The following is a 25882-nucleotide window of genomic DNA, read 5'->3' on the forward strand; positions in this document are numbered from 1 at the left end:
TGGTTCCTTGCTGGGGGAGTCGGCTGGTGCCGGGCGTCGCGACGGGGCGGACATGGCCTGCCGCGACATGGGAGAGGTCAGGCGGACGCGGCCGCGCCCAGCGCGTCGTGGAGTGACGCGCGAGCGCGCAGCAGCTTCTTGAAGGTCCGCAGGGCGCGGACGCGGCCGCAGAGGGTGGCGGCGTGCAGTGCGTCGCCGGTGCCGTGGACGACGACGAAGTCACCGTCGGCGACGGAACCTTCGACGAGGATGTCGGTGTCGCCGGGTCGGCGCTCGCCGAGCATGTGGAGGGTCCGGCCGTACTGTTCGGTCCAGACGTAGGGCACGGCGTCGTGGTCGACGGCTTCACCCCGGGCGATGTTGAGGCCGATTCGCCGGCCCTGCTCGATGGCGTGGGTCCAGTGCTCGAAGCGCCGGTGCCGGCCGTGGAACGGGTCCCAGCGGCAGGCGATGTCGCCGGCCGCCCACACGCCCGGGACGTTCGTCCGCCCGGCCGCGTCGGTGACGACGCCGTGGTCGAGTGCGACGCCCGAACCGATCAGCCAGCCGGTGGAAGGCTCCGTACCGACCCCGGCGAGCACGCTCGCGGCCTGCCGGACCCGGCCGTCGGCGAGATGGACGGCGTATCCCTGCGGTGTCTCCTCGACGGAGGCGGTGGCGGTGCCGAGGCCGAGCAGGACCCCGTTCGCCCGGTGCAGGCCGAGCAGCCAGTCGGCGACCTCGTCCCCGACGAGACGGGCCAGGGGCCGTTCGTTCGCGTCCAGGACGGTCACCTCGACGCCGTGCGAGCGCAGCGCGGCGGCCACCTCCAGACCGATGAACCCACCACCGATCAGCGTCACCGGACGCCCGTCCGTCGCGAGCCGCCGGGCCGCGGCCAGATCGGCACGGTTGCGCAGGGTCGGCAGGGGGGTGCCGCCGGCCGTCACGACCGGCCGGGCCGTGACGCCGGACGCGACCACGACGTGCTGCCAGCCGATCGCCTCGCCCCAGTTGGTCACCACGAGGCGGCGGTCGATGTCCAGCCCCATGGCCCCGTGACCGGCGAGAAGACTGATCCCCTGGGCGGCCAGGTACTCGCCGGTCCGCAGCGGGGCCGGCGCGGCGTGATCCTTGGCGGCCAGCAGGCTCTTGGAGAGCATCGGCCGGTCGTATCCCGGCTCGGCCTCCTCGTCGAGCACGGTGAGGGGGCCGGTGTAGCCGCCCTCGCGCAGGCCGTCGGCGGCAGAGAGCCCCGCCGCCGACGCCCCGACGATCACTATGCCGTCGTTGACTCGGCTCATGGATCAGTCCTCTATCAGGCGCAGGGCCTGCGCCGGACAGGCCCGCACGGCCTCCTGGACGTCCTCCAGGTCGTCCTCGGACAGCACGTCACGGGTGACGACGGCGAACGGGCTGCCGGGCGGAACGGCGAACACTTCGGGATGGATGCCGACGCAGATTCCATAGGCGGTGCAACGCCCGGGGTCGACGGTCACGCTGGTCACAGGAACACCCCCAGGTTGGCGGTCTTGAGACTGGTCTCGGTCAGGATCACTTCACGGGCCAGGAGCCGCGGACCGGCGGCGGTGAGGCGGATCCGGTCGTTGCGACGGCACGGGATCAGGTCGAAGTGCACGTCGATACCGCGCTGCCGGTAGAGCAGCAGCGAGCTGTACGCCTCGACGACGTCGGGCTCGGAGGACGGCCGTACCTCGACGCTGCCGACGAGCCGCATGGTGCGCGACGGCGGCACCTCGGAGTAGGCGTGGCCGGTGTTCATCCGGTCCAGCCGTGTCCGCACATGCGCCTTGGTGTCCCGGATGCGCCACGCGGTGCGGTCGACCTCGATGCTGCGCGGTTCGGTCGACTGGCGCGACGGCACGGTGTAGAGCAGGTCGTCGTCGAGCAGCCCGAACCACTCCTCCTCGCGTCCCTCGTCCAGCAGGCGCGCCTCGTGCGCGAGGAACTGGGCCACCCGGGTGTACGTCGCGGGGGCCACCGCGAGGGTGTCCGGGGCTTCGGCGGCGGCGGTCATGACTGCGTCCCTTCGGTGTTCTCGTTGCCGGTGGCGCTCTCGCCCTTCATCGCGCGCAGCCACTGGCGAAGGAAGTTGAACTGCACGTGCTCGCCGTAACCGGTGTTGCGGTGGACGCCCGGTCCCTGCCAGCCCGGGTCAGGGGCGTCGTCGACCGGCGAGTTGTGGCCCTGCTGGTAGTTGAACTTCAGCTCTTCCTTGCGCATCCACGGGCTGGCGGCCGCACGCTGTACGCCCTCCCAGGCGACGGTGTCGTCCTGCTCGTAGAGCCCGGCCGACCCGAAGCAGTACTGGCCGCCGACGTAGTCGCGCTGGGCGGACTCCTCGTCCTGGAAGTTCCACACGAACTGCCAGTTCCACAGTTCGAGTTTGCCCGGGGCGACCGGCTGCCACTGGCGGAAGCTGGTCATGACGGCCGGCGGGCCGTCCGGGAGCGGAGAGAAGATCCGGATGAAGCTGAGATTGGGGAAGAGGGTGCCCACGGTGGGCGGCTCGTGGTCGACCACGAAGCGCTGGGTCTCGTCCAGGCCGCTGAGGTCGAACTGCGCCTTGTACTCGTCGGGGTAGCCCCACAGCGTGAAACCGGGGTGGATCGCCTGGGTCCAGGCGTGGCCGATGAAGGTGTGCCCGTTCTCGAACTCGTAGGTCCGGCCGATCTCGCAGGTGCCCTGGAGGCCCTGGATCAGGTCGACCTCCTGGATGCTGGAGTGCAGGGTCGGCAGGTGGTAGACGTCGCCGGCGAAGTTCTCGGCCGCGGTCTTCCAGTCGCCGTTGACCGTGTACCGCTCGGGCGGACCGGCCACGCGCATGCCGTCGGGGTGGAGCTGGGTGATCAGGTCGAGCATCCAGGCGCCGCCGCCGAGCCACTCCTCCAGCTCGGGCACGTCCTCGGACAGCGCGGCGAAGATGAAGCCCTTGCGGTTCTCGACCTTCGGTGCGCGCTTGAGGCTCCACTGATGCGGGTCGAGCGGCTCGCCGTACGCGCGGTGCATCAGCGGCGTACCCACCAGCCTTCCGTCGTTGGCGTAGGTCCAGCCGTGGTAAGGGCAGGTGAAGAAGCGCGAGTTGCCCGCGTCGGTCTGGCAGACCTGGGTGCCGCGGTGACGGCAGTAGTTGGACAGCACGTTGATGCCGCCCTTGCCGTCGCGGGTCACGATGACCGGGTCGAGCCCTATCCTGCGCTGGACGAAGTCGCCCGCGGCCGGAATCTCGCTCTCGTGAGCGACGAAGACCCAGGTGTTGGTGAAGATCCGCTCCATCTCGGCCCGGAAGACGTCCTCGTTGTTGAAGATCTCGGCCGGGACGAGATCCTCCTGCATGTCCTTCTCGACCCGGTCCAGCAGCACGTTCAGCGGGGTCGAGAACGGCGTCGACGACTGGGGTTCGTTCGTGAGAGTCATCGTTGACTTCCTGTTCACGGGATGGTCAGAGCGGGGGCGCGACGAAGACGCCGCGGTCGGGGTCGTTGAACTGCTGCTTGGCCACGAACTCGTTCATCTGGTTCGCGGTGCCCCACTGGTCGATGAAGTCGGGCTTGGTGACGTCGTATACGGACGGGTGGTGCTGGTCCCAGTCGACGGTCTCGAGCTCGGTGGTGTACTCGACGCAGTTCCCGACCCGGTCCAGGAAGTAGGAGTAGGTGTTGTCGCCCGCCTTGTGACGGCCGGGGCCCCAGATCTGCTGAACGCCCTCACGCAGCATCCGGCCGGTGCCGCGCATGAACTCGTCGACCCCGCGCATCTCGAAGGAGAGGTGGTGGACCGCGACGTGCGGGGCACGGGCGACGGCAAAGGAGTGGTGCCAGTCGTTGCAGCGCAGGAACCACATGAAGTCCCCGCGGGGACCGAGGCACAGCGTGTCGGAGAGCTTGAAGCCGAGGTGCTTGACGTACCAGTCCACGGTCGCCTCGGGGTGGTCGGAGTTGACCACGAAGTGCGAGAGGCGGACCGGGATCGACTCGCGGGCCTCGATCGTCCGGAACTCCCGGGTGGCGACCTCACAGGAGACCTCGACCACGCGTCCGTCGCCGTCGAAGAACCGGAAGCCGTAGCCGCCGCCGGGGGTGTCGAGCTTCTGCGGTTCATGGACGATCCGGACGCCCTGCTGGGCCAACTGCGCGGCGAGGGTGTCCACGTCCGCAGGGGAGCCGGCCCCGAACGACACCAGGTCGAGTCGCTTCTGGTCGTCCTTCCGCAGGCGCACGATGTACTGCTCCGGGGACCCCTCGGCGGCCAGGAAGTGCACCCCGGTGTCGGACTCGACGGGGGTCAGACCCCAGAGGTCCCGGTAGAAGGCCAGCTGGCGGTCGAGATCGGGGGCCGCGATCGCCACATGGCGCAGGTGAGTGATCAGTGGCTTCGTCACGTTTTCTCCTCGTTGAGTGGCGACGGCTACGGCGGTGCCGAAATGGGCGTTCACGCGCCGTTCACGTGAACGTAGTGATGCCAATCACCGCGCACAAACAATTCCTGGCAATGCACAGCATTGATGGAATCAATTAATGTGGCGTCGTGGATCTGCGACGCGTCGACCTCAACCTGCTGGTGGCATTCGACATGCTCATGATTGAGCGGAGTGTGACCCGCGCGGCACAACGGCTCTCGATCGGGCAGTCGGCGATGTCCTCGACCCTGTCCCGCCTGCGGAAACTCTTCAACGACCCGCTGCTGACCCGGGAGGGGCGGGGTCTGGTCGCCACACCGCTGGCCGAGTCGCTCGCCGGGCCGGTGCGCGATCTCCTCACCGGTATCGAGAACGTGCTCTCCCAGCGCGAGGCGTTCGACCCGTCCACGGCCCGGCGGACCTTCTCGGTGATAGCCAACGACTACCTCACGATGACGTTCCTTCAGCCGCTCATCGCCCGGCTGTCCGTCGAGGCGCCCGGTATCCGGCTGAACATCTTCCCGACCGGAGACGACTTCGCCGACCAACTACGCGGACACCAGGCCGACTTGCTGGTGATGCCGAGAGAAGCCTTCGAGGATCACGAGCAGTTCCCGCACCAGGTGCTCTTCCAGGACCGCTATCTGGTCGCCGTGGACAAGGATCATCCCGAGGTGGGCGACGCACTCACCCTGGAGCAGTTCACCACCCTCCCTTACCTGGCCGCGTCCTCGGGGCATCTGAGGGGCCTGTCGGAGATGCAACTCGATTTCCTGGGCGTTCCGCGCAACGTCGAGATCACCGCAGGGTTCGGCATGGCGCCCTTCCTGCTGAGCGGTACGCGGCTGATCACGCTGGTCCACGAACGGCTCGCGCGGAAGATCGGAGCGGCCGCGGGGATCCGCCTGCTCGAACCGCCGATTCCCCAACTCCAGCCCATCACCGAGATCATGGCCTGGACGAACCGCACCGACCGCGATCCCGGACACCGTTGGTTCCGCCAGTGCCTGATCGACCTGGCCAAGGAGGAGCCGGCGGGCCGGCCCTGACGTCCTGCGGGGTGTGTGGCTGCCGGGGCCGCGCGCCCCGGCTGACCAACTGCTAGAATGTATGCGTTCGCCTTCGGCGCCCCCACGGGGCCGTCCGGAGGCTTTTTTCATGCCTTCTGACACATCCACATCGACGCCCACCACGTCACCCACCACCGGCTACCGCGCTCTGCTTCGCAACCGCGAGTTCGCCGGCCTGTACGCCAGTGTCACCCTGACGGCCGCCGCGAGCACCGTGTCGGGTTTCGCCCTCGGCACGCTGGTCAACCACCAGACCGGGTCTCCGTTCCTGACAGCCGTGAGCATGTACGGCGCCACGTTCGCCACCGTGCTCGGCGCACTGACACTGATGTCGGTCGCGGACGGGAGCCGCCCTCGCCGGACCCTCGTCACGCTCCAGTGCGTCTCACTGGTGGGTGTGGCCGCGCAGGCGATCCCGGGGCTGCCCCTGGCTGCCCGGTTCGGCCTTCTCCTGGTGCTGGGGTTCTTCCAGTCCCTCGGCACCGGAACGCGGATGGGACTGCTCGCCGAAGTCGTGCCGACTTCCACGTACGCGCTGGCGCGGTCGCTGATGAACATCACGTCCGGCGGCATGGCCATCCTGGGCTTCGCCGGCGGCGCCGTACTGCTGCGGTATGTGAACCCGCAGCAGGTCTTCCTCATGGCCGCGGGCCTGACCGCACTCGGACTGGGCGTGGTGGCGGCGACCGTCCGGGAACAATCGATCCGTCTCACCCGTCGCCCCGGACTGCGTCAGACCTGGACGACCAACGTCGCGCTCTTCTCCCACTCCGGCCAGCGGGCGCTGCTGCTCAACCTGTGGGTCCCCAATGGCCTGATCGTGGGCTGCGAGGCCCTGTTCCTCTCCTATGCCCCGCAGGACGCCGGAACTCTGCTGGCCGCCGGATCGGCCGGCATGCTGCTCGGAGACCTGACAGTCGGACGCCTGTTCACCGCCGGCCAACGGCGCCGCTACGCGTTCGCCCTGCGCCTGCTGCTGGCCGTGCCGTATCTGCTGTTTGCCATCGACCCGCCGACCCTGGTGGCGGCGGGCGCGGTGTTCGTGGCCAGTGCCGGGTTCGCCGCCACCCTGCCGCTCCAGGAACAGCTTCTCGCGCTGACCCCGGACCCGGTCCGCGGTCAGGTCCAGGGAGTCGAGTCCGCCGGCCGGATGACGTGGCAGGGCATCGGAGCCGCGCTCGCCGGAGGCCTTGCCCAGTACCTCGACCCCGGCGCCACGATCACCGTGGTGGCCGCCGTCTCCGTTGCCGTCACGGTCGTCTCCCGGCCCTTCGTCGTCCGTGCCCGCATGGTCCGGGTCGAGAAGGCCGCAGCGTGAGCCGCAGCAGGGCGTTGCCGACTGAACCCCGAGCCAGGCCGCCGGGCGTACATGCCCGCCGCACTGCCGCCCCCGCTGACGAGTAACGCACTGCAACTGCCGTGTCAGTGCGCGCGCTTCCAGCGCCACGTACCCAGGGCCCCGGCGAGGACCAGGATCGCAAGGGCGATCGCCGCTGCCCTGTAGTGGCCGGGCGTGGCCCAGGAGGGGCCCGGCCAGACGGACACGGCCACCTCGGCGGTGTCATTGGCGGCTGTGGCGTCACGGCTGGGACGTCCGGACTCGCCGTCGGACACGGTGACTTGCCCACCGCGGTGGGCGACATCCTTGTCGATGCGGAGGGTGAAGGGGAAGGTCGTCGTGGCTCCCACCGCTCCGACCTTCGCCGTACACACGTACCGACGTGCCGTCGGCTGTTTCGCGGTCGCCGTGGTCAGGGGCGTGCCGTCCGGGCCGAGGGCGCGGCAGACCTGGTCGATCAGTTCCTCGTCCCTTTCGACATCGTAGGGGGAGGACACGACGGTGGTGCCCGCCGGAACCGTGAACTCGATCCGTGCCGAGGCGGGCAGAGCCCCGGGGCCGTCGTTGCGTATACCGACGCGGACCGTGGCCAGGCTGCTGATCGGCCCTTTGACGGTGCCGGCCACGGCGACCAGGTCGCTCTCGTTGCGCACCGACACCTTCAGTTCCGACGAAGTGCCGTCCGCCGTACCCGCACCGCCCTGCACATCGGCGGGTACCAGGCGGAGCGCGGATCCGTCGCCCTCTCTGTACTGGGACGCCAACGCGTCCGGGGGCACGTAGTCGGTTCCGAGGGCGGCGGCCTGGAACGAGACGGTCGGGTACGTGGCGTCGCGGTCGGCCCTGAGGACTTCTGGTGCACCGAGCCGGTAGGACGCGCCAGGGGGTATGACGACGTCGGCGGCCGACAGGCGACACCACGTCGATGTGCTGCCCCGGTAACGGCAGTTGCTGTGCCTGTCGGTCGGCGCGATGCCGTCTCGCGTGTTCATGAAGAGCGCGACTCCGCGGGCCGGCACGTCGCCGGTGTTGCGTAGGGTCAGTGCGACTCCGAGGCTGCCACCCGGCTCGACGTCCTGCCGGTCGGGGTGTGCGTCGACCACCAACGTCGGCCGGCCGATCACGATGAGGGAGCTTCCCGTGACGGTGGTCCGACCGGGTGAGGTGACCCGATAGCGCAGCACCGCCGAGTCACCCGCCTCGGCGCCCTTCGCGGGACTCAGGTGGAAGGACTGGTGGTTCCCGCCCCGGGAGGGGCCCCCGTCCTGCCCCGTGCAGTGGAAGACCGGCAGGCGGACGGGACAGATGTCCATCGCCGTTCCGATGACCGCGACGCCCTCCAGGTCACCGGCATCGAAGGTGACCGTGACACGGGCCGCCTTCTTTTCTTCGATGTGCAGGTCGGTGGTGCTGTCCGGGTCGCGCGAGACGTAGAAGACCGCGGGCGCGACAAGCTCGGGGCCGGAGGCCGACGCGCAGCCGACCAGGCCCGCCAGCGCCGCGGCCAGCAGAAGAGTCAGCCCGACGACCGTACGGAACAGCCCAGTTGGGGTGGCGGCTCTCCTTTGTCCAGCCCCGACACGGCACTTGGCTCCCTCAAACGTGTTCACCGGGACCACCCTGCCAGGAGGACATCACGTCCGTGCATCGCTGTGATCACATGGCTCTGCCGTGCGGAGCCATGCGTGACGTCCGCTGGTCCGATCGGCAATTCCGGTGCGAATCCGGTCCGTACGGCTCTCCGGAGTACGCGAATCGCCGTGAACAGGTCTTGACCACTGATGGCGCGGCTCCCTAGGGTGACCAGTCATCAGACGTCTGTTGTCACTGATCCAGGAAGACCTGCACCCGCTGTTCCGTGCACCTTGTCGTGTCCGCCCGATGCATCGGTGCGGGTCGTGGCGGTACTTCCACCGGCCGGATGGCCGGGAGGGCTGGACCGCGCAGGTGGCCGGGGCGGCGCCGCGGGTCTCGTCCGACAATCAACGGAGTCATTCCATGACCGGAAGACGAACTCTGCTCCTCCCGGCCCTGTCCATACCTTTGGCGGCTCTCCTGGCCGCGGCACCCGCGGCGGCGCAGGGGGCCACCGTGCCGCAGTCGCCGGCGGCTGCCGAAGCGGCGGCACAGGCTTTCTACGTCGACTGCGACGCCACCGGCACGGGTGACGGAAGCGCGAGCACCCCCTGGAACTCGCTGGCACCGGTGAACGCCCACACGTTCCAGGCGGGTGACACGATCCTGCTCAAGCGCGGGTCCACCTGTACCGGCCAGCAGCTCTACCCGAAGGGTTCGGGTGCGGCCGGCGCCCCGATCGTGGTCGACGCGTACGGAACGGGCGCCAAGCCCAAGCTGGTCGGCGCGGGGCAGGTCACCGATGTCGTCCTGCTGGCGGACCAGCAGTACTGGGAGATCCGCAACCTGGACATCTCCAACACCGGTGAGACCGCGGCGACTCGGCGCGGCGTCCACGTCACCAGGACCGACTCGGGGACCGGCACCTACTACCGGATCTCGGATCTCGACATCCACGACGTCAATGGCAACCAGACCAAGAAGGACGACGACGCCAGCGCCGGAATCTTCTTCGAGGTCCTGGGGAACACCACTCCCACCAAGTTCGACGACGTGGCCATCACCGACAACACGGTGCGTACCGTCGACCGCTACGGCATTCACTTCTGGACCCGGTGGATGCAGCGCTCCGCGCTCAACAACGCGAACTGCGGTACCACCTGCGGGACATGGACGCCACAGACCGGGGTCGTCATCCGCGGGAACACCGTCTCCGACATCGGTGGCGACGCGATCGTCCCGCACCACACCGAGGGTGCGCTCATCGAGTACAACACGGTCGACGGCTTCCGGGAACGTGAACCCCAGCACTGCGCGGCCGGCATCTGGGGCTGGAACACCCAGGACGCGCTGTACCAGTTCAACGAGGTGAGCGGCGGCCAGAGCACCTGCGACGGACAGGGGCTCGACCTCGACGAGGCCAACATCGGCACCATCTACCAGTACAACTACAGCCACGACAACGAGGGTGGCTTCATCCTCCTGTGCAACGGCTCCGGGTCGACGACCGACGGAAACATCGTCCGTTACAACATCAGCCAGAACGACGGCGGACAGCTCTTCGACATGGTCTGCGCCAAGACGACCAACACGCAGATCTACAACAACACCTTCTACCTCGCCGATCCGGTGGAGATCATCAACAACGCGAACGGCTCGGCCGCGGCGAACGCCACGTTCACCAACAACATCTTCCATGTGGCCACAGCCGACGCGAGCTACATCAACGCGGCGGGCCTCGGCTTCGACTCGAACGTCTTCTACGGCACCCACCCGACCGGTGAACCGGACGACGTCCACAAGGTGACGAGCGATCCGAAGCTGACCGCCCCGGGCACGGCGACCTCGCGCACGGACACCGACGGCTACCTGCTGCAGGCGGGCTCGTCCGCCCTCGCCAACGGCGCGGTCGTGTCGGACGCGGGCGGACGTGACTACTTCGGCAACCCGGTCACGGCGGGCTGCGTGCCCGACCGCGGCGCCCACCAGTCGTCCACGGCCTGCATCGAGCCGACCGGGCCCGAGGCCGGGATCAACCGGATCTCCGCCGGTACCCAGGCGATCGACGTACCCGCACACTCCACGGCCGAGGGCACACAGCTGGTCGGCTGGCTCTGGAACGGCGGTGACAACCAGAAGTGGAACGTCACGGCCAACGGCGACGGTACGTACACCCTGAAGAACGTGGAGACCGGCCTGTGCGCCGACGTCAACGCCAACTCCACACAGGCAGGGGCCGCCATCATCCAATGGGCGTGCAGCGGCGCCGCGAACCAGCGGTGGATCGCGACTCCCACGACCGGCGGCTACACGCTGACGAGCAAGCGCAGCGGACTGCTCCTCACCGCGGCCTCCACCACCAACGGGGCGCTGCTCACCCAGCAGGCGGCGAGCTCCACCGCGGTGCAGACCTGGGCCTTCACCAAGCTGTCCTGACCGGTCCGCAAGGAAACGAGCCGGGCCCGGTGGCCACCAGCACAGCTGGTGGCCACCGGGCCCCTCCGTGTTACTTGCGGACGTCGGTCGTGTTGTCCGCGGCGACCTTCAGGATCTCCCGCACCTGAGCGATGATGTCCAGCCGGTTGCGCACGAACTCGGGGTCGGTGATCGTACCGGTCGCCGGGTCCGTGTTACCCGTGCCGAACTGGAGGACGGGCGTGTGCACGTGGCCGCCGGGCAGCGAGGAGTGCAGGCCGAGGCGGTCGCGCAGCAGGGTCGCGCGGTACGCGATCTCGTTCGACAGGTAGTTGCCGCCGCCACCGCCACGGGCCGTCGACCCCTCGGTGGGGCCGTCGGGGCGGGTGACCGACGTGGTCTCGCCCGCCGGGATCTCGGTCACCGTGGTGTGGTCGGAGACGGGGAAGCGGCCGGTGTTCGCTGCGACGATCGCCGCGTACGGCAGGGTCGTCGACGTCCACTGCGGCTGCGAGGCCGGGTCGGAGACCGGGATCGTCTCGGTCAGGGAGACGTTCGCATTGTCCGGGTAGTTGCCCCGCCAGGCCCCGTTGGTCCGCTCGATGTCGAACAGACCGACGCGCCCCTGGCTGACCGTGGTGAACAGGTCGACCTGCGGCAGGTACGGACGCAGTGTCCGCTCGACCGTCCCGTCGGTGAAGTCCTGCCAGCGGACCGGGAAGACGACGGTCTCGACGCGGGCGGGACCGTCCGCGGTCTGGATGATGGTGCCGTCGAGGGCGAGTGCGGTGGCGCCCGAGGGGTTGGAGATCCGGGAGTCGATGTCCAGGGTGAACGGGTCGAAGCCGGTGACCAGGATGCGCCGCATGTCCCGGTTGTGCGAGTAGCGGATCGTGTCCTGGCCGCGAGAGGTGCGCTCCAGGGCGTCCAGCAGCTTGGCCCGCCGGCTGTTCGAAAGGTCGAACTTCGGGTCCCATGTCCGGATTTCGCGGGTCATGCCCAGACGCGCCCAGTACAGCGGACGGTCGTCGTCACGGGTGAGGTCCCCGCCCGCGGGCCCCCGGCCCTGGGCCCGGTCGACGGCCCGCTGCCACAGCCGGTCCCCCTGCTGCTCGACGAGGCGCTCCGCCTGTGCGTAGGAGTTCGCCTTGGCGAGGGCCCGCGCGAACTGCGGGGCCACGGAGTCGAATCCGGAACGGCGCAGGATCTCCTGGGGTGCCGCGCGGTCGAGCCGCTGCTCCTCCACGGTGAGGGTGGTGGCGGCCGTGGTGGCGGTGGGGGCGGTGCCGGATACGGTGGCCGCGGTGGCCGTGGGCGCCGTCGCGAGTCCCGCCACGAGGGCGAGTCCGAGCATGCCGATCCGAACGTGTCTGTGGAACAAGAGATTCCGTACCTTCCATTGCCGGTATGAGGGAGCGCTCCCGCTCCTGCGCGGTCGGGAGCTCGGGGAGCGCTGCCGGACGGCGGCAGTATCCCCTGGCGGTTGGGGCATGGGCAATGGTTGTGGCACAGCAGGCCTGTGATGCCCGAGAGACTCGGAGGCCCGTGTGACCAGCTGGTTCCCTCCAATCCTGGAGGCAGGAGTCGCGTACCTGTACGCGTTCCGCCACCCACCCGGGATGACGGAACGCGCCGCCCGGCACAGCAACCGGGCGACGCGTCATGTCACAACAAGGCACACCTTGTCCGCTACGGCCTAGATCGCGGCCGGTTCGGGCGTTCCGTCCCGCTCGGCGGGGGAGGAGTCCGCCGCGGACTCGTCGGAGGAGCGGTGGCGTACGCCGATCATGCCGACGGCGGTCAGGACCGCGGCCACGGCGGCGGCGATGCCACAGACGAGGAAGGCGGTGCCGAAGCCGCTGCCCAACGCGTCGAGCGCGAGGCCGTGCGCGGCCGACCCGGGGACATTGGACGGCAGGCTGTTCACGGCGATCGGTCCGCCCTCCGCGGCGATCCCGCGCGCGGCTCCCAACTGGTCCGCCGGCAGGTCCGCACCGTGCAGGTTGGACGTGAACGCCGTCCCCGCACGGCTGAGCGCGACCGCGCCGACGACGACCGGGCCGAGTGCGAAGCCGAGGTCGCGGAGCATGTTGGTGGTGGCGCTCGCCATGCCCGCCAGCTGCGGCGGCACGCTGTCCAGCGCCACGGCCGTCACCGAGCTCACGCACAGGGCGAACCCGATACCGATCAGCAGATCCGGCACGATGAACGCGGTCAGGTCGAGGTTGGTGACATCGAGCCGGGTGCACAGCAGGCAGCCGACGGCCATCAGGACGAAGCCCGAGGTCAGCATCCAGGTCGGGGCGACCCGGTGCAACAGCCGGGAGACGACCGGGATGAGGACGAACGCGGGCCCCTGGAGCAGCAGGAACGGGATGGCGACGCGCAGCGGGTCCTGGTGCTGGACCGGTCCGAGCCACATGCTCGTCGCGAAGCAGGCGCCGAGGAAGGCGAGCATGCCGATGACCGCGACGATGGACGCCACCGTGAAGGCCCGGTTCCTGAACAGGCTCAGGTCGAAGATCGGGGACTTGGCGCCCAGCTCGACCAGGACGAAACCGGCGAGGAAGCAGGCGCCGATGCCGAAGGCCAGGATGACGGGAAGGGTGGTCCAGCCCGACTCCGGCCCCTCGACGGCGCCGTACAGCACCAGGATGAGACCGATGGCGAAGGTGATCTGACCCGGTATATCGAGGGTGCGGCCCTCGGGAGCCTTGGACTCCGGGGCCAGCACGAGGGTGAGCACGATGCTCACCACGGCGAGCCCCACCAGCACCCAGAAGGAGCCGCGCCAGGAGCCGACTTCGGCGAACATCCCGCCGAGGAGGGGCGAGAGGGCCGCACCGGCGGAGAGGAACCCGCTCCACAGGGCGACGGCGTGGGCCCGTTCCCGGGCGTTGCGGGTGACCGACGCGATCATGGTGAGCGAGCCGGGGAACATGGCTCCGGCGCCGAGACCGTTCAGGGCGGCTCCGACCCAGAGGACCTGCACGTTGGGCGCGATCGCGGCGACGGAGCTGCCGATGGCGACGAGCGCGGCCCCCGCGGTGATCAGCTTCTTGCGGCCGAACAGGTCGCCGAGCACACCGAAGGTGAACTCGAAGCAGACCACCGCGATCATGAACGCCGCGGTGATCCAGGTCAGCTGTGAGCCGTGGGTGTTCAGGTCCTGCTGGAAGAGCCCGTTGAGGGATGCCGGCAGTGCGTTGGCGACCTGCGCCACGAACACTGCACAGCAGGTAGCAGCCAGCGTCCCCGCGTAGCCCGGCTTCCGGGCCGCCCCCGCGGATGGGCCGTGGGACGACGTCGTCCCGTTGTTGAGCGTCATTGCTTTCTCCCTGGCTGGGAAGGTGAAGTGCCCCGCCGTCGGGCGGGACGGGCTCCGGCTGGGTGCCGGAGTGAGGAGGGGGTGGGTGGTGCGTCGCCGGGCAGTCACACCGGACCTCGGACCCGTGCACGCCGACGGGGTTCCCGTGGAGTGCTGCGGATCTGTCCTGTCTGTCCTGTCTGTCCTGTGGGGACACGGGTATGGCGAGCCGCCGCCGTACTCGAGGTGGAGGGGGGATGACACGGCTGGAGTGCGGTGCGGTGACGTGGAGAATGTCACCTCGCTTTACGTCGCGTCAATGAAATGTTCACAGGAAACGAGAAATGGTCTCAACGTAAGTTGCGGCGGCTCCGGCGACGGAACGCCGCGCTGCCGTTCCTGCGGGCGGCAGCGAAGGGCAGGGAGCGGTACGGAAGGCTGCCCGGCCCTCGGCCGGACCGGACCGTCGGGCAGAGCTCACGGGGTGTGCCGGGCGGCCCGCAGGGTCGATCGGCGACACGGCGGACAGCCTGCGGGGACACTTCGGCGGGGACACCGGAGACATCCCGGAGCCTGGCCGGAGCGAACGCGCCCGGCCGCTGCCCCGTCGTACTGGCCGGATCAGTACGCCGCGGCCAGGTCCGCCTCCACCGCACGGGCCGCGGCGTTCAGGGTCGCGACCAGGGACGGGAGGTCATGCGGGTCGTAGCGCACGCTGGGCATGGACACCGACAGGCCCGCCTGCGCCGTCCCGTCCCGGTCGCGCACCGGCACGCCCACGGCGACGAGTCCGCGCTCGGAACGCTCCTGGTTCACGGCGAAGCCGTTGCGGGCGATGCGGTCCAGCTCACCGCGCAGCTGTCCGAGGTCGGGGCGGTCCGCGGGGCGGTCGCGATAACGCGCGGCCGAGTAGATCTCCGCCAACTCGGCATCGTCCAGCCCGGAGAGGAGCAGCAGACCGGCGGTCGTGCGGTGGACCGGGAACACCATCCCCTCCCGGGAGCTGACCCGCAGCGCCTGTCCGCACTCGACACTGGCGATGAACCGGGCCGTGTCCCCGGTACGGATGGTGAGGTTCGCGGTCTCGTCCAGGAGGCTGACCAGCCGGCGCAGGTGGGGGAGGGAGGCGGCCCGCAGCCGGGACACCCGCGACTGTGAGTGCGCGGCCAGTTCGAGGACGGGGCCGGCCCGGTAGACGCGGTTCTCGTCCTGCACGGCGAAGTCCCGGTAGACGAGCATCGCCAGCAGCCGGTGGGCCGTGGACCGGGCCACCCCCAGCCGCTCGGCGACCTGCGAGACGGTCGCCCCGCCCTCCAGCTGCAGCATGGTCGCCGCCCGGAGGGCATGGTCGACGCTCGCGATGGGGTACGGGGGCGGCGTCTTCAGCGGCTTGTCCACGATGCCTCCCGATGTGTGCTTCCGGCCCGGTGTCCGGACGGGAACCCGGTCCCGCCCTGCCCAAGCGTTTCCGTACGGACCCCGATCCGGCCCGACTGTTCTGCTCTCCAGAATCTACATGTCCTGCGTTCCAGTCAGGGCGCACGCTGTGCTCGTGACTCAGTCTTCTCTCGCTCACGACATCGCTACGGGCTCTCCCGTCCGGCTGCAGGCCGTTTCCGCAGCGGGCCAGCCCGAGGTCACCCCGGCGCTCGAGGAGCTCTACCGGGGCTTCGAACAGGAACTTCTCGTCCCGCTGTGGACCGAGATCGGCGACCTGATGCCCGCCCACCCGCGCTCCCGTGCGGTCCCGCACGTATGGCGCTGGGAACAGCTGCGGGCCCTCGCCGCACAGGCCGGCGAGATCGTCCCGGTCGGCCGCGGCGGTGAGCGCCGCGCCATCGCGCTGGCCAACCCGGCGCTGGGCGGCCGCCCGTTCGCCACGCCCACCCTGTGGGCCGCCATCCAGTACCTCATGCCCGGGGAGGACGCCCCGGAGCACCGCCACACCCAGCACGCGTTCCGGTTCGTCGTCGAGGGCGAGGGCGTGTGGACCGTCGTAGGCCGCGACCCGGTGGCCATGCGGCGCGGCGACTTCCTGCCGCAGGCCGGCTGGAACATGCACGCCCACCACAACGCCACCGCCGAACCGATGGCCTGGATCGACGGACTCGACATTCCGTTCCAGTACGCCACCGAAACCCAGTTCTTCGAGTTCGGCCGCGACGAGATCAGTGACGCGGAGCGCATCACCCCGGACCGTTCGCGCTCCGAGCGCCTCTGGGGCCACCCCGGTCTGCGCCCCGTTTCGGCCGGCGCGACCGCCCCCGGTTCGCCCCTGCTGGCGTACCGCTGGGAGCACACCGACCGTGCCCTCGCCGACCAGCTCGCCCTGGAGGCGGAAGGCTTCCCCGGCACCGTCGAGCCCGGCCACGCCGCCGTCCGGTTCACCGACCCGGCGACCGGTGCCGACGTACTGCCCACCATCCGCGCCGAGATGCACCGCGTGGCGCGCGGCGCCGAGACCGCACCGGTCCGCGAGACCGGCTCGTCGGTCTATCAGGTCTTCGACGGCTCCGGCACGGTCACGGTGGGGGAGAAGTCCTGGTCCGTGACGCGCGGCGACCTCTTCGTCGTCCCGTCCTGGCAGCCGTTCTCCGTACGCTCCGAAGCGGGTACCAGCGACTCCGACTCCGGCGCTCTGGACCTGTTCCGCTTCAGCGACTCCCCGATCTTCGAGGCCCTCCGGCTCGACCGCACCCACGTGGAAGGAACCACCCGATGAAGCTCGCCACCCTCCGCACCGGCGGCACCACCAGGGCCGTCCGGCTCGACGGCGATGTCCTGGTCGACCTCGGGGTCCCGGACGTCGGCACCCTGCTGGGCCAGGACGACTGGGCGGAGCGCGCAGCCGCCGCCACCGCCGAGAACGCCCAGACGTACGCCGTGGACGGCGCCGACTTCGCCCCCGTGGTCCCGCAGCCCTCGAAGGTCGTCTGCGTCGGACTCAACTACCGCAACCACATCCAGGAGATGGGTCGGGACCTGCCCGAACACCCCACCCTGTTCGCGAAGTTCGCCGACGCGCTGATCGGCGCCGACGACGACATCCTCCGGCCCGACGAGACCGACAAGTTCGACTGGGAGGTCGAGCTCGCCGTGGTCGTCGGCAAGCAGGTGCGCCGGGCCAAGGGCGCCGAGGCCGAGCAGGCGATCGCCGGCTTCACCGTGCTCAACGACATCACCTGCCGGGACTGGCAGTTCCGCACCCGCGAGTGGCTCCAGGGCAAGATGTGGGACTCCAGCACCCCGGTCGGCCCCTACCTGGTCACCCCCGACGAGCTGCCCGGCGGCGTACGCCCCGCCCTCGACGTCCGGCTGACCGTCGACGGTGAGGTCATGCAGTCCGACTCCACCGCCGACCTGCTCTTCGACCCGGTCCACCTGGTGGAGTACATCTCGACGATCGTGCGCCTGAACCCCGGCGACATCATCGCCACCGGCACCCCCGGCGGCGTCGGACACGCCCGCAAGCCCGAGCGCTACCTGCTGGGCGGCGAGACCGTCGTCGCCGAGATCGACGGCATCGGCCGCCTGGAGAACCGCGTCGTCCAGGAGAAGTCCGCCTGATGTCCCGGACCTTCGAGGACGCCCGCCGCTGGGCACAGCTCGGCACGGTCCTGTTCGTCCAGGCAGCGGACCTGGACGACGCCGCACTGGACGCGCCGAGCGCCCTGCCCGGCTGGACCCGCAAGCACCTGGTCGCCCACGTCGCCGCCAACGCGGACGCCCTGGGCAACCTCGTCCACTGGGCCGCCACCGGCGAGCACACGCCGATGTACTCCTCCCCCGAGGAGCGCGCCGCCGGCATCGAACGGGGCGCCGGGATGACGGCTGCCGAACTGACCGGCTGGCTGCACCGTTCCGCGGAGGAACTGGCCGCGTCCACGGCCGCGCTCAGCGACGAACAGTGGCAGTCCCCGGTCGTGACCGCCCAGGGCCGCACCGTGCCCGCGACCGAACTGCCCTGGATGCGCTCCCGCGAGGTGTGCGTCCACGCGATCGACCTGGGCACCGGCCTGACCTTCGCCGACCTGCCGGCCGACTTCCTCGCCGCACTCTGCGACGACGTGATCGGCAAGCGCGCCCAGGGCCCCGGCCCCGCGCTGCTCCTGGAGGCGACCGACACCGGCGCCCGCTGGGAGCTGTCCGGAGAGGGCCTGCCGGCCCCGCTGACCGGCCCGCTCCACGAGATCACGGCCTACCTCACCGGGCGCGCACACGCCCTGACGGCCCCCGGCGGCGCTCCCGCGCCGGCCCTCGCTGCCTGGCTCTGACCTCCGCTTCGGTCAGGGGCCGCGCCCAGCGGCCCCTGACCGACCGGCCCCGACGGCGGCCCGTGACCACCCCGCCCGCCGACGACTCCAGCCACCCAGCCACCCCACACCCAGCCACCCCACACCCGGCCGACCGGCGCATGTGCCGATCGGCGACCCCGGCCTACCCATGGCCGACGCCGAACCGGCACTTCCTGCCACTCGACGACTCCTGCGATCCGAGGAAGAGACGATGACTCCTGCGACCCCTCCCACCGGCGACAAGCCCGACGTGATCATCGTCGGAGGAGGCATCGGTGGCCTCAGCTCCGCGTTCGCCCTCACCCGGCAGGGGCTGCGTGTGCGCGTCCTCGAACGCGCCCCGGAATTCGGTGAGGTGGGCGCCGGTCTCCAGATCGCGCCCAACTGCACCCGCATCCTGGACGAGTACGGCCTGCTCGACGAGGCCAAGGAACTGGGTGTTCTCCCGGAGAACATGGTGATGCGCGACGCCATCGACGCCCGGGAGCTCACCCGGCTCGACCTGCGGGACCTGGAGCAGCGCTACGGGTTCCCGTACATGGTGATCCACCGCAGCGACCTGCACGGCATTTTCCTGCGCGCCTGTCAGCGGGCCGGTGTGGAGCTGCTGACCGACCAGACGGTCGTCGACTACGAGCACACCGAAGGCGGTGCCCGGATCCGCCTGGAGGACGGCCGGACCGAGGAGGCTCCGCTGATCATCGCCGCCGACGGCCTGCACTCGGTGGCTCGGCGCAAGCTGGTCGGCGACGACGTGGTCAGCTCCGACTACGTCGCCTACCGCGCGGCCGTCCCGATCGACCAGGTGCGCGACAACGGCATCGCGGAGAAGGACGTCACCGTGTACGTCGGCCCGCGCTGCCACTTCGTGCAGTACGCCCTGCGCGGCGGCGAGATGTTCAACCAGGTCGCCGTGTTCGAGTCGCCGAAGGCGCTGGCCGGGAAGGACGACTGGGGCACGCCGGACGAGCTGGACGCGGCCTTCGAGGCCACCTGCGACACCGTGCGCAAGGGCATCCCGCTGATGTGGCGGGACCGCTGGTGGCAGATGCTCGACCGGGACCCGATCGAGACCTGGGTGCACGGCCGGATCGCCCTGCTCGGCGACGCCGCCCACCCGCCGCTGCAGTACATGGCCCAGGGCGCGATCATGGCGATCGAGGATGGCTGGGTGCTCGCCCGGCACGTCGCCCGCCAGCTCGCCGAAGGCGCCACGGCCCCCGACTGGGACGCCGCGCTGGTCTCCTACGAGGCGGTCCGCGTCGAACACTGCCGCCGGGTGCAGTCCACCGGCCGCGTGTGGGGCGAACTGTGGCACCTGGACGGCGAGAAGCGCCTCCAGCGCAACGCGATCATGCGCGGACTGGACATCCACGGCTACGACTTCACCGACTGGGTGTACGGCCCCACCGCGCTGGTCCCGGACGAGGAACCGGCGATGTTCACCCCGATCCCGCTCGCCTCGGCCCGGATCGAGGAGACGGACGCGGAGGGTGCGGACGTGGACGGTGCGGAGGCCACTGCGTCGGCGTGAGGCGTCGCCCCGGGAGCGGTGCCTCCGGCGGCGGGTGGAGCGGGAGTTGGTCGGCCGGGGTCGGTCAGGGCCAGTACGGTGGCTGCCAGATTTCGCGGCCCTGAGGAGTGACCGGTGCGCATGAGAGAGCTCGTCGGGCGAGTGGTGTCCGACCGGGTACGGGAGTACTTCTCGGAGTCACCCGTGGGGATCACCCCCCAACCCGTGATTCATCCGCCCGCCGAGGCAGAAGCGCTGGCCGCACTGGAGCGCCGCTCTGCGCAGCCGCTCGAAGCGGGCTACCGGGAATTCCTCCTGCTCACGGACGGCATGGAGGGCTTCTCCGTCGTCCTGCTCGGCTGCCACGATTGGGAGCCGGGCGGAGCGGGGGAAGCCGCGGAGGAATTCCGGCGGGCGGTCGTGGAGAGCGGAACTCCCGAGGACGTGGGAATCCCCCCAGGGACACCCCTCTTTCCGGTGGCGGTCAACCTCGACCGCAGCCAGGGGATCTTCCTGATCGACACCGCTGGGCTCGCAAAGGAGCGCTTCTGGTGGACGGGCGAAGGGGACAGCCTCTTCTTCTCTGGGTTCGCCGACATCCTCGGGTACCTCATCGATGTGGATTCCTGTGACCCACGAGAGACGCTCGACTGAGCCGCGCCCGAGGCACACGGGGCCCGGGGCGCCCTGTGCGCCTCGGGCCCTCCTGCATGTCGTGCCGTGTGTAGGACAAGGCGGTGGGCTGGCTGGACCGCGACCGGATTCGTCGTTGGCTCGGTCCTGCGTATGCCTGCCGAAAGGTCCCAAAGCAGTTCGACCTCCGAGGCCGTTCGACCAGGTCAAGGTCGCCCCGGCCGCCGTCCGCCCCGATGGTGGCGGCCGCCGTGTTGACGGCCGTGCCAGAATCCCCCCGGTGGCAGCACTGCTGACTCACTGAACTTTTCCAAGGGGGATCCATGGAACACTGGACGGCACTCGTCGAACTTCTGGGACCGCCCAGTCACAGCGCGGATCCCGGAGTCTGGGATGCAGTCGAAAGCGAATTGGGTGTCTGCTTTCCCGCCGACTACAGGCAGTTCATAGAATCCTACGCGCCGGTGCGCCTGAATGGGCATCTTCATTTCACTCATCCCGCCCATGCGGTGTGGGATCTGAAGAAATGGGCTTCCGTCACACTTGAGGCGTACCAAGGGCTTGACTGGGTCGATCTGACCCCTCCGGAATTCAAGTCGGATGACCCTCGATTCGGGGGTCCCGACGGCCTCGTCCCGCTCGTCGAATCGGACCGGGGGGAGTGCGTCTTCTTTCAAGCGGGGGAGACGTCGCGGATGTACGTCTACGTAGGAAGCGATGACGACTTCTACCGCTATGACATGACCTTTTCGGAGTGGTTGTACCGGTATCTCCGTGGCGAAGAAATGACCGGTCCGAACAGTAGTGTCTTCTCCTCCGGTCCGGTGAGGTTCGACGCGCTTCCGGGCGCGGAGGGGGGTCGTGGGGCATTCTGGTTCGGTCCGACCGATCTGAGCAGACCGTACAGTTCGCCATGAACTGGGCGGCAAGAATCTCGAACTCCAGAATGACGGGCAAGGTAATCCCGTACCGATCAGGTGAGTGCGTAGAAATTGGAAATGGATCGCTGTAATGACCCCAAGTGATAGTCTCAGGGTGCTGGCAGAAATGCTGCCGCCCAGGCCGGGAGCCGGCCTCGACGTGGACTGGTCCGCGATCGAAGAGGCCTGGCAGCTGGAATTTCCCGCCGATTACAAGGAAATCATCGCCCGGTACGGTGATGTGCTTCTGGGGAACTACCTTGAGGTGCTTGCCCCCGGTGCCTTCACGCCTGACACATGCGATGAACCAGATGCCCCGCTCGGCGGCATGGGTTTCATCACGGCGGACACCCGTGCCACCTGGGCGGACACGGCCCCTGCCGGCCTCGACATCGAGTCGGAGGAACTGGTGACGTGGGGGGTTGCGAGCAGCGCCGATCTCTTCTGCTGGCTCGCTCGCGGGGAACCAGCGGAGTGGCCGGTCGTGGTCTTCAGCCACGGTGACGATGTCTGGACGCAGCACGACCTCGGTATCGCGGAGTTCTTGTGCCGAGTACTGCAGGCGCGACCCGGAGTCGAGGTGATGACCGATTCCCCGCTGTGGGGTCAAAAGCGTCCCCCATACGCGAGCGAGGCGGAGCGCCGACGGGCGCGTGAGGCTTGGGGCCCGGAGGAGTAGCCATCCGTTGGGCATGCGGTCGACCGGACAGCCAACGGCAGCTCAGCTCCCGATTGCTGCGAATCGCGGCACTCTTGTCGGACCGTGTCGTCGGAAGCTTTGTGATCACCGTGCGGCAACCGAACCTGTGCCACCGGCCGCCCATGTCGATGCATCGCCGTCGCGGGCCGCTGCTTCTCGATCGCGGTCAGGACCGCCCCACGGCGCGCTGTTCATGCTGCTCCTCGCGTCTGCCGCAAGAGGCTCGTGGCGTCCTCCAGGGTATGGGTTTCTTCATCCAGCAAGCCAAGTGGTCGGCTCCGGAAGTTCTTCGGGGTTGTCCGTCCGGAGCTTCAGGCGGAGGAGGCTTCGAGGAGAGTTTCTGCGGCGGCGGTGCGGGCGTAGAGGACGGAACGGCCGGCGCGATGGGCACTGACCAGACCCGCGTTGCGCAGCGCGGTGAGGTATTGGGATACCCCGGCTGGGGAGAGCCCGGTGCGGTGGGCCAGTTCGGTGGTGGAGGCCGGGGACTCCAGCTCGGTCAGAAGCAGGGTCCGTGAGCGGCCGAGGACGGGGACGAGGGCGCAGGATCCTGTGGCAGGCCGTGTCTCCCAGAGTGTGCCGATGCCGCGTGCTGGATAGGCGAGTTGTGGTGGGTCCAGCGGTCTCACCTGGGTGCGCAGCCCGGGGCCGGTGAACGCAGACGGGATCAGCAGCAGTCCCGCGCCTGCGGAGTGTCGGGACATGTCGCGTTTCCGGCGGACGAGTCTGAGCGTGTTGTCGCCCCAGCTCACCGAGGCGTGCAGGTCGTTGAAGAGGTGGCCCGCCCCGTGTTCGGCGACGGTGCGGGCCCGGTGGAAGATGTCGGCGTCCAGTACGGCCCTGATCCGTGCCCAGTATGGGGCGAGCGCCAACTCCCAGTAGGTTTCGATCTCTTGTGTGACCTTGGCCAGCTGGGAGGGTGGATCAGCACGAAGGCTCGATAGCCGTGGGCCGAGATGTCCCTGGTGGCGGGCGAGGTGGTCAAGGTCCTGGCGTACCCGGTCGGTGGGAGAGGTCGTGATCGCATCCCACTCCGCCGCCGCTGTGGGGGCCGGTTGACCGGGGGCCGGGGTGAGGAAGTCGGGCACATAGCCGGAGGATCCGATCAACTCGGCAAGCCATCCCCGGTCCAGGCCGGCGGCCAGCACGCGGGGCCGCACTTGCTCGACCCAGGCCCCGTGGACCGGATGCGTGGCGTTCGATGTCAGCAGCCGGAAGCTGGGCGCGACCTCCCACATCGGCGAGATGGCGAACCGCACCTGCGCGAGGTCGTTCGCTGAGAACGCGAGCTGTGCCACGACAACCGCCCCTCAATGGATTCACGTATGTGTGAATCAATGGCGCGCCAGGTTATCGTGCGCCGATCATCCCGCCATGACCTCACAGACGATCTCCGCGGCGGCATCGGGTACCTGGAGGCTCGGCGACCGCACGGTCCACCGGATCGGCTTCGGTGCGATGCGCCTCACTCAACACGGCGAGGCGCTCGCGCCCGACGCCGTCCCGCGCGACCGCGACCAGGCGATCAAGGTGCTGCGCCGTGCGATCGAGCTCGGCGTGAACCACATCGACACCGCCGCGTTCTACTTCTCACCGCTGCGCTGTGCCAACGAGCTGATCAACCGCGCCCTCGCGCCCTACCCGGACGATCTCGTCATCGCCACCAAGGTCGGACCCGGCCGCGATCCCTCAGGCGCCTGGCTGCCGCACGCCACCCCTGGGCAACTGCGCGGCCAGGTCGAGGAGAACCTGCGCCAACTCGGCCGCGACCACCTCGACGTGGTGAACCTGCGCATCGTCGGCACCGATTCCATCGCCGACCGCTTCGGCGCGCTCAGCGAACTGCGCGATGCCGGACTCATCCGCCACCTGGGCCTGTCCAACATCCGTCCCCACCACCTGGCCGAGGCCCAGGCCATCGCACCGGTGGTCTGTGTCCAGAACATGTACGGCATCGGCGCCTCGCCCGAGCAGGAGGAACTCCTGCGCCTCTGCGGTGAACAACGCGTCGCGTTCGTGCCGTTCTACTCGATCGCCGGCACCGGACGAACCGCCGGCGCACCCGCCGACGACAGCGGCACGGTCCACGCCCTCGCCCGCGCCCGCGGAGTGAGCACCGCCCAGGTCCGGCTGGCGTGGACGCTGCACCGCGGCCCGCATGTCCTGGCCATTCCCGGCACCGGCGACCTCGACCACCTCACCCAGAACGTTGCAGCCGGCTCTCTGCACCTTTCCCAGGATGAACTGACCGTCCTGGACTCCCTCCACCCCGATGACGGCGTGGTCCACTTCTCCTGATCCACCTGCCGTGCCCGTTGCAGCCGCCTGCCCGATATCGCTCACCGCCTCGCAGAGGCACCAACTGAAGAACATGGCGTACGGTCACAAGACAGAGCACGGGCTGCGGGTGTGTGCGCACACGGCAGCCTGATCAACCCCCGAGGGACTTCCGGAGTCGACCACCAAGAGAGGATCAAGGACAACCTGGTCCATCGAGTGGTCAAGAGGCAATTGTGGTTGATGGAGCGCAGACGTTCGAGCTGTTCCGGTTTGCAGATTCGGTCCAGAGCGTCGCCGTTGAGGTCAGATGCGGTGAGCCTCGTACGGTGGGCGAAGATCGGTACTACGCAGCCCAGATCGTTCTGAAGAGCGACTTCGTCAACGGACGAGTCGACCTGCAGGTATCACTTGAAGATCTGGACGAGTGGGAGCGTTGTCTCGATGCTCTTCAGGCCGAGGAGGGCGCTCAGTGGCCGGCCGGTGGCCGCAGTGCCTGGCTGGAGGTGGTTCCCGATGACCCGGTGGAGGTGACCGTGCATGACTCGCCGTCGACGCAGATTGCGGTGTGTGTGCCGGTCGATGTCGCCTCGGACTGGCTCGAGGAGAACCGGCTGCGGTTGGTCCGTGTCCGGAAGGCCGTCGCGGTTTCGCCATAGGGACTGCATGATGCGCAGGAAAGCCTCGACGGGTGGATCCAACGGATGTCGTGATGAGTAAACGAAAGTTCAGGAAGGCCGGTCGGGAGGAGGGCGAGGCGCTGGGTGACCTCCTCTCCCTGAATCATGAGGCCGGGGATGAGGTGGACTGGGGTGAGATGAGGCGGTCCTGGGGAACCGAATTCCCCTCGGACTACAAGTGGTTCATGTCCGTCTACGGCGTCGGCTGCATCTCGGATTGGATAGCGATAGCGCGTCCGGGGTCGCCGCAGTGCGATGACTCCGGTTCGATGGGGCAAGAGACCGCGAACGCGCGCTTCGTCTGGGACATGAAACGTGAGCCGGAACGCTCCGGCATCGTCAAACTCCCGGTCATCGCCTGGGGGGTGACGCCGGGGGCGGCTGTGCTGTGCTGGCTCACCACCGATGAAGACCCGGACGAATGGGGTGTGGTCGTCATGGCGGACGATGCCTCCATCACGGTCTATGAGTGCGGTATGACGGAGTTCCTGCGTGGGCTCTTCCTCGGTGATCCCGATCAGCGATCCTTCGATGAGGGGGGTTTCTGGGGCGGCGGCGTGCAGGTTTTCCTCCACTGGCGCGAGGAAGAACGGCTGCTCAGGGCAGGAACGAATCCGTGGACCGGTCTTCCCGACGAGTATGTGGACCTGGAATTCGACGGCTTCTCGTGAGGATCCCCGGTGCGTGCCCGGTGTCTTTCCAGTGCCGCCGAGCCGCCTGGACGCCGCGTTGGCCGGACGACGCCTGAAGGACGTGCGG

General features: G+C 69.1%; 23 protein-coding genes. 13 read left to right on the top strand and 10 right to left on the bottom strand.

The genetic code is table 11. The features are described from left to right. Positions 1 to 77: 77 nt before the first annotated feature. Genes AB0L71_RS08240 through AB0L71_RS08260 form a run of 5 tightly spaced genes read right to left on the bottom strand, consistent with a single transcriptional unit; the run spans position 78 to position 4381 of the window. A complete protein-coding gene (locus AB0L71_RS08240) occupies positions 78 to 1283 on the bottom strand; it encodes an FAD-dependent oxidoreductase (protein ID WP_365239515.1) in 1206 nt (401 codons plus the stop codon). 3 nt (positions 1284 to 1286) lie between these two features. Continuing rightward, positions 1287 to 1487: a ferredoxin gene (locus AB0L71_RS08245; RefSeq protein WP_365239518.1), complete on the bottom strand. Its 201-nt coding sequence runs from the start codon at positions 1485 to 1487 to the stop codon at positions 1287 to 1289. Then, positions 1484 to 2017: an aromatic-ring-hydroxylating dioxygenase subunit beta gene (locus AB0L71_RS08250; RefSeq protein ID WP_365239520.1), complete on the bottom strand. Its 534-nt coding sequence runs from the start codon at positions 2015 to 2017 to the stop codon at positions 1484 to 1486. The genes AB0L71_RS08245 and AB0L71_RS08250 overlap by 4 nt, the downstream gene beginning before the upstream one ends. Next, positions 2014 to 3417 carry a Rieske 2Fe-2S domain-containing protein gene (locus tag AB0L71_RS08255; RefSeq protein ID WP_365239522.1) on the bottom strand — a complete coding sequence of 468 codons (1404 nt, stop codon included), beginning with the start codon at positions 3415 to 3417 and terminating at the stop codon, positions 2014 to 2016. Before AB0L71_RS08255 ends, AB0L71_RS08250 begins: the two co-directional genes overlap by 4 nt. A 25-nt stretch (positions 3418 to 3442) precedes the next feature. Beyond that, positions 3443 to 4381 (bottom strand): VOC family protein, encoded by a 939-nt coding sequence (locus AB0L71_RS08260; protein WP_365239525.1) that lies wholly within the window; start codon positions 4379 to 4381, stop codon positions 3443 to 3445. A gap of 146 nt (positions 4382 to 4527) precedes the next feature. Between AB0L71_RS08260 and AB0L71_RS08265 the strand changes: the two genes are divergently transcribed. Beyond that, the gene (locus tag AB0L71_RS08265; RefSeq protein WP_365239527.1) at positions 4528 to 5448 is read left to right on the top strand and encodes a LysR substrate-binding domain-containing protein; all 921 of its coding nucleotides are present in this window, start codon (positions 4528 to 4530) and stop codon (positions 5446 to 5448) included. A 109-nt stretch (positions 5449 to 5557) separates the two neighbouring features. Further along, positions 5558 to 6787, top strand: coding sequence for a hypothetical protein (locus AB0L71_RS08270; RefSeq protein WP_365239530.1), 1230 nt, complete (start codon positions 5558 to 5560; stop codon positions 6785 to 6787). 104 nt (positions 6788 to 6891) lie between these two features. Here the strand turns inward: AB0L71_RS08270 and AB0L71_RS08275 are convergent, their stop codons facing one another. Next, the gene (locus AB0L71_RS08275) at positions 6892 to 8418 is read right to left on the bottom strand and encodes a hypothetical protein (RefSeq protein ID WP_365239533.1); all 1527 of its coding nucleotides are present in this window, start codon (positions 8416 to 8418) and stop codon (positions 6892 to 6894) included. Between the two features lie 388 nt (positions 8419 to 8806). Between AB0L71_RS08275 and AB0L71_RS08280 the strand changes: the two genes are divergently transcribed. Next, positions 8807 to 10819 (top strand): RICIN domain-containing protein, encoded by a 2013-nt coding sequence (locus tag AB0L71_RS08280; RefSeq protein WP_365239536.1) that lies wholly within the window; start codon positions 8807 to 8809, stop codon positions 10817 to 10819. 70 nt (positions 10820 to 10889) lie between these two features. Here AB0L71_RS08280 and AB0L71_RS08285 read toward each other — a convergent pair whose 3' ends face one another. The 3 genes from AB0L71_RS08285 to AB0L71_RS08295 form a co-directional block, all read right to left on the bottom strand. Continuing rightward, complete coding sequence (locus AB0L71_RS08285; RefSeq protein WP_365239539.1) at positions 10890 to 12152, bottom strand: pyroglutamyl peptidase; 1263 nt, start codon at positions 12150 to 12152, stop codon at positions 10890 to 10892. A 342-nt stretch (positions 12153 to 12494) separates the two neighbouring features. After that, a complete protein-coding gene (locus tag AB0L71_RS08290; protein ID WP_365239541.1) occupies positions 12495 to 14126 on the bottom strand; it encodes an MFS transporter in 1632 nt (543 codons plus the stop codon). A 600-nt stretch (positions 14127 to 14726) separates the two neighbouring features. Then, entirely contained in the window at positions 14727 to 15503 is a 777-nt protein-coding gene (locus tag AB0L71_RS08295) for an IclR family transcriptional regulator (protein ID WP_365239543.1), read from the bottom strand. Between the two features lie 154 nt (positions 15504 to 15657). On the opposite strand from AB0L71_RS08295, the gene AB0L71_RS08300 reads away from it, so the two are divergent. From AB0L71_RS08300 to AB0L71_RS08330, 7 genes are all read left to right on the top strand, one after another. Continuing rightward, entirely contained in the window at positions 15658 to 16827 is a 1170-nt protein-coding gene (locus tag AB0L71_RS08300) for a cupin domain-containing protein (protein WP_365239545.1), read from the top strand. Continuing rightward, on the top strand, positions 16824 to 17672 hold the full coding sequence (locus AB0L71_RS08305; protein WP_365239547.1) for a fumarylacetoacetate hydrolase family protein: 849 nt from the start codon (positions 16824 to 16826) through the stop codon (positions 17670 to 17672). Before AB0L71_RS08300 ends, AB0L71_RS08305 begins: the two co-directional genes overlap by 4 nt. Continuing rightward, a complete protein-coding gene (locus tag AB0L71_RS08310; RefSeq protein WP_365239549.1) occupies positions 17672 to 18379 on the top strand; it encodes a maleylpyruvate isomerase family mycothiol-dependent enzyme in 708 nt (235 codons plus the stop codon). The genes AB0L71_RS08305 and AB0L71_RS08310 overlap by 1 nt, the downstream gene beginning before the upstream one ends. A 232-nt stretch (positions 18380 to 18611) precedes the next feature. Next, complete coding sequence (locus tag AB0L71_RS08315; RefSeq protein WP_365239552.1) at positions 18612 to 19934, top strand: FAD-dependent oxidoreductase; 1323 nt, start codon at positions 18612 to 18614, stop codon at positions 19932 to 19934. A gap of 120 nt (positions 19935 to 20054) precedes the next feature. Continuing rightward, positions 20055 to 20567 (top strand): SMI1/KNR4 family protein, encoded by a 513-nt coding sequence (locus tag AB0L71_RS08320; protein ID WP_365239555.1) that lies wholly within the window; start codon positions 20055 to 20057, stop codon positions 20565 to 20567. 302 nt (positions 20568 to 20869) lie between these two features. Continuing rightward, entirely contained in the window at positions 20870 to 21463 is a 594-nt protein-coding gene (locus AB0L71_RS08325; RefSeq protein WP_365239557.1) for an SMI1/KNR4 family protein, read from the top strand. A 163-nt stretch (positions 21464 to 21626) separates the two neighbouring features. Beyond that, the gene (locus AB0L71_RS08330) at positions 21627 to 22145 is read left to right on the top strand and encodes an SMI1/KNR4 family protein (RefSeq protein ID WP_365239559.1); all 519 of its coding nucleotides are present in this window, start codon (positions 21627 to 21629) and stop codon (positions 22143 to 22145) included. Between the two features lie 332 nt (positions 22146 to 22477). Here AB0L71_RS08330 and AB0L71_RS08335 read toward each other — a convergent pair whose 3' ends face one another. Then, positions 22478 to 23464, bottom strand: a complete 987-nt coding sequence (locus tag AB0L71_RS08335; RefSeq protein WP_365239562.1) for a DUF5937 family protein — start codon at positions 23462 to 23464, stop codon at positions 22478 to 22480. A 76-nt stretch (positions 23465 to 23540) separates the two neighbouring features. Between AB0L71_RS08335 and AB0L71_RS08340 the strand changes: the two genes are divergently transcribed. The 3 genes from AB0L71_RS08340 to AB0L71_RS08350 all read left to right on the top strand — a co-directional run bounded on the left by AB0L71_RS08340 (position 23541) and on the right by AB0L71_RS08350 (position 25794). Next, positions 23541 to 24464, top strand: a complete 924-nt coding sequence (locus AB0L71_RS08340; RefSeq protein ID WP_365239564.1) for an aldo/keto reductase — start codon at positions 23541 to 23543, stop codon at positions 24462 to 24464. Positions 24465 to 24679: 215 nt separating this feature from the next. Continuing rightward, positions 24680 to 25102: a DUF5959 family protein gene (locus AB0L71_RS08345; RefSeq protein ID WP_365239567.1), complete on the top strand. Its 423-nt coding sequence runs from the start codon at positions 24680 to 24682 to the stop codon at positions 25100 to 25102. A 53-nt stretch (positions 25103 to 25155) separates the two neighbouring features. Next, positions 25156 to 25794 carry an SMI1/KNR4 family protein gene (locus tag AB0L71_RS08350; RefSeq protein WP_365239570.1) on the top strand — a complete coding sequence of 213 codons (639 nt, stop codon included), beginning with the start codon at positions 25156 to 25158 and terminating at the stop codon, positions 25792 to 25794. Positions 25795 to 25882 lie beyond the last annotated feature (88 nt).

This window comes from Streptomyces sp. NPDC052052, assembly GCF_040680455.1.
Lineage (GTDB): Bacteria > Actinomycetota > Actinomycetes > Streptomycetales > Streptomycetaceae > Streptomyces.

Bases quoted from the DNA above. Each gene is read 5' to 3' on its own strand.
- AB0L71_RS08240 (WP_365239515.1), bottom strand. From the start codon at position 1,283: ATGAGCCGAGTCAACGACGGCATAGTGATCGTCGGGGCGTCGGCGGCG.
- AB0L71_RS08250 (WP_365239520.1), bottom strand. From the start codon at position 2,017: ATGACCGCCGCCGCCGAAGCCCCGGACACCCTCGCGGTGGCCCCCGCG.
- AB0L71_RS08255 (WP_365239522.1), bottom strand. From the start codon at position 3,417: ATGACTCTCACGAACGAACCCCAGTCGTCGACGCCGTTCTCGACCCCG.
- AB0L71_RS08270 (WP_365239530.1), top strand. From the start codon at position 5,558: ATGCCTTCTGACACATCCACATCGACGCCCACCACGTCACCCACCACC.
- AB0L71_RS08280 (WP_365239536.1), top strand. From the start codon at position 8,807: ATGACCGGAAGACGAACTCTGCTCCTCCCGGCCCTGTCCATACCTTTG.
- AB0L71_RS08285 (WP_365239539.1), bottom strand. From the start codon at position 12,152: ATGCTCGGACTCGCCCTCGTGGCGGGACTCGCGACGGCGCCCACGGCC.
- AB0L71_RS08290 (WP_365239541.1), bottom strand. From the start codon at position 14,126: ATGACGCTCAACAACGGGACGACGTCGTCCCACGGCCCATCCGCGGGG.
- AB0L71_RS08305 (WP_365239547.1), top strand. From the start codon at position 16,824: ATGAAGCTCGCCACCCTCCGCACCGGCGGCACCACCAGGGCCGTCCGG.
- AB0L71_RS08310 (WP_365239549.1), top strand. From the start codon at position 17,672: ATGTCCCGGACCTTCGAGGACGCCCGCCGCTGGGCACAGCTCGGCACG.
- AB0L71_RS08315 (WP_365239552.1), top strand. From the start codon at position 18,612: ATGACTCCTGCGACCCCTCCCACCGGCGACAAGCCCGACGTGATCATC.
- AB0L71_RS08320 (WP_365239555.1), top strand. From the start codon at position 20,055: ATGAGAGAGCTCGTCGGGCGAGTGGTGTCCGACCGGGTACGGGAGTAC.
- AB0L71_RS08325 (WP_365239557.1), top strand. From the start codon at position 20,870: ATGGAACACTGGACGGCACTCGTCGAACTTCTGGGACCGCCCAGTCAC.
- AB0L71_RS08340 (WP_365239564.1), top strand. From the start codon at position 23,541: ATGACCTCACAGACGATCTCCGCGGCGGCATCGGGTACCTGGAGGCTC.
- AB0L71_RS08350 (WP_365239570.1), top strand. From the start codon at position 25,156: ATGAGTAAACGAAAGTTCAGGAAGGCCGGTCGGGAGGAGGGCGAGGCG.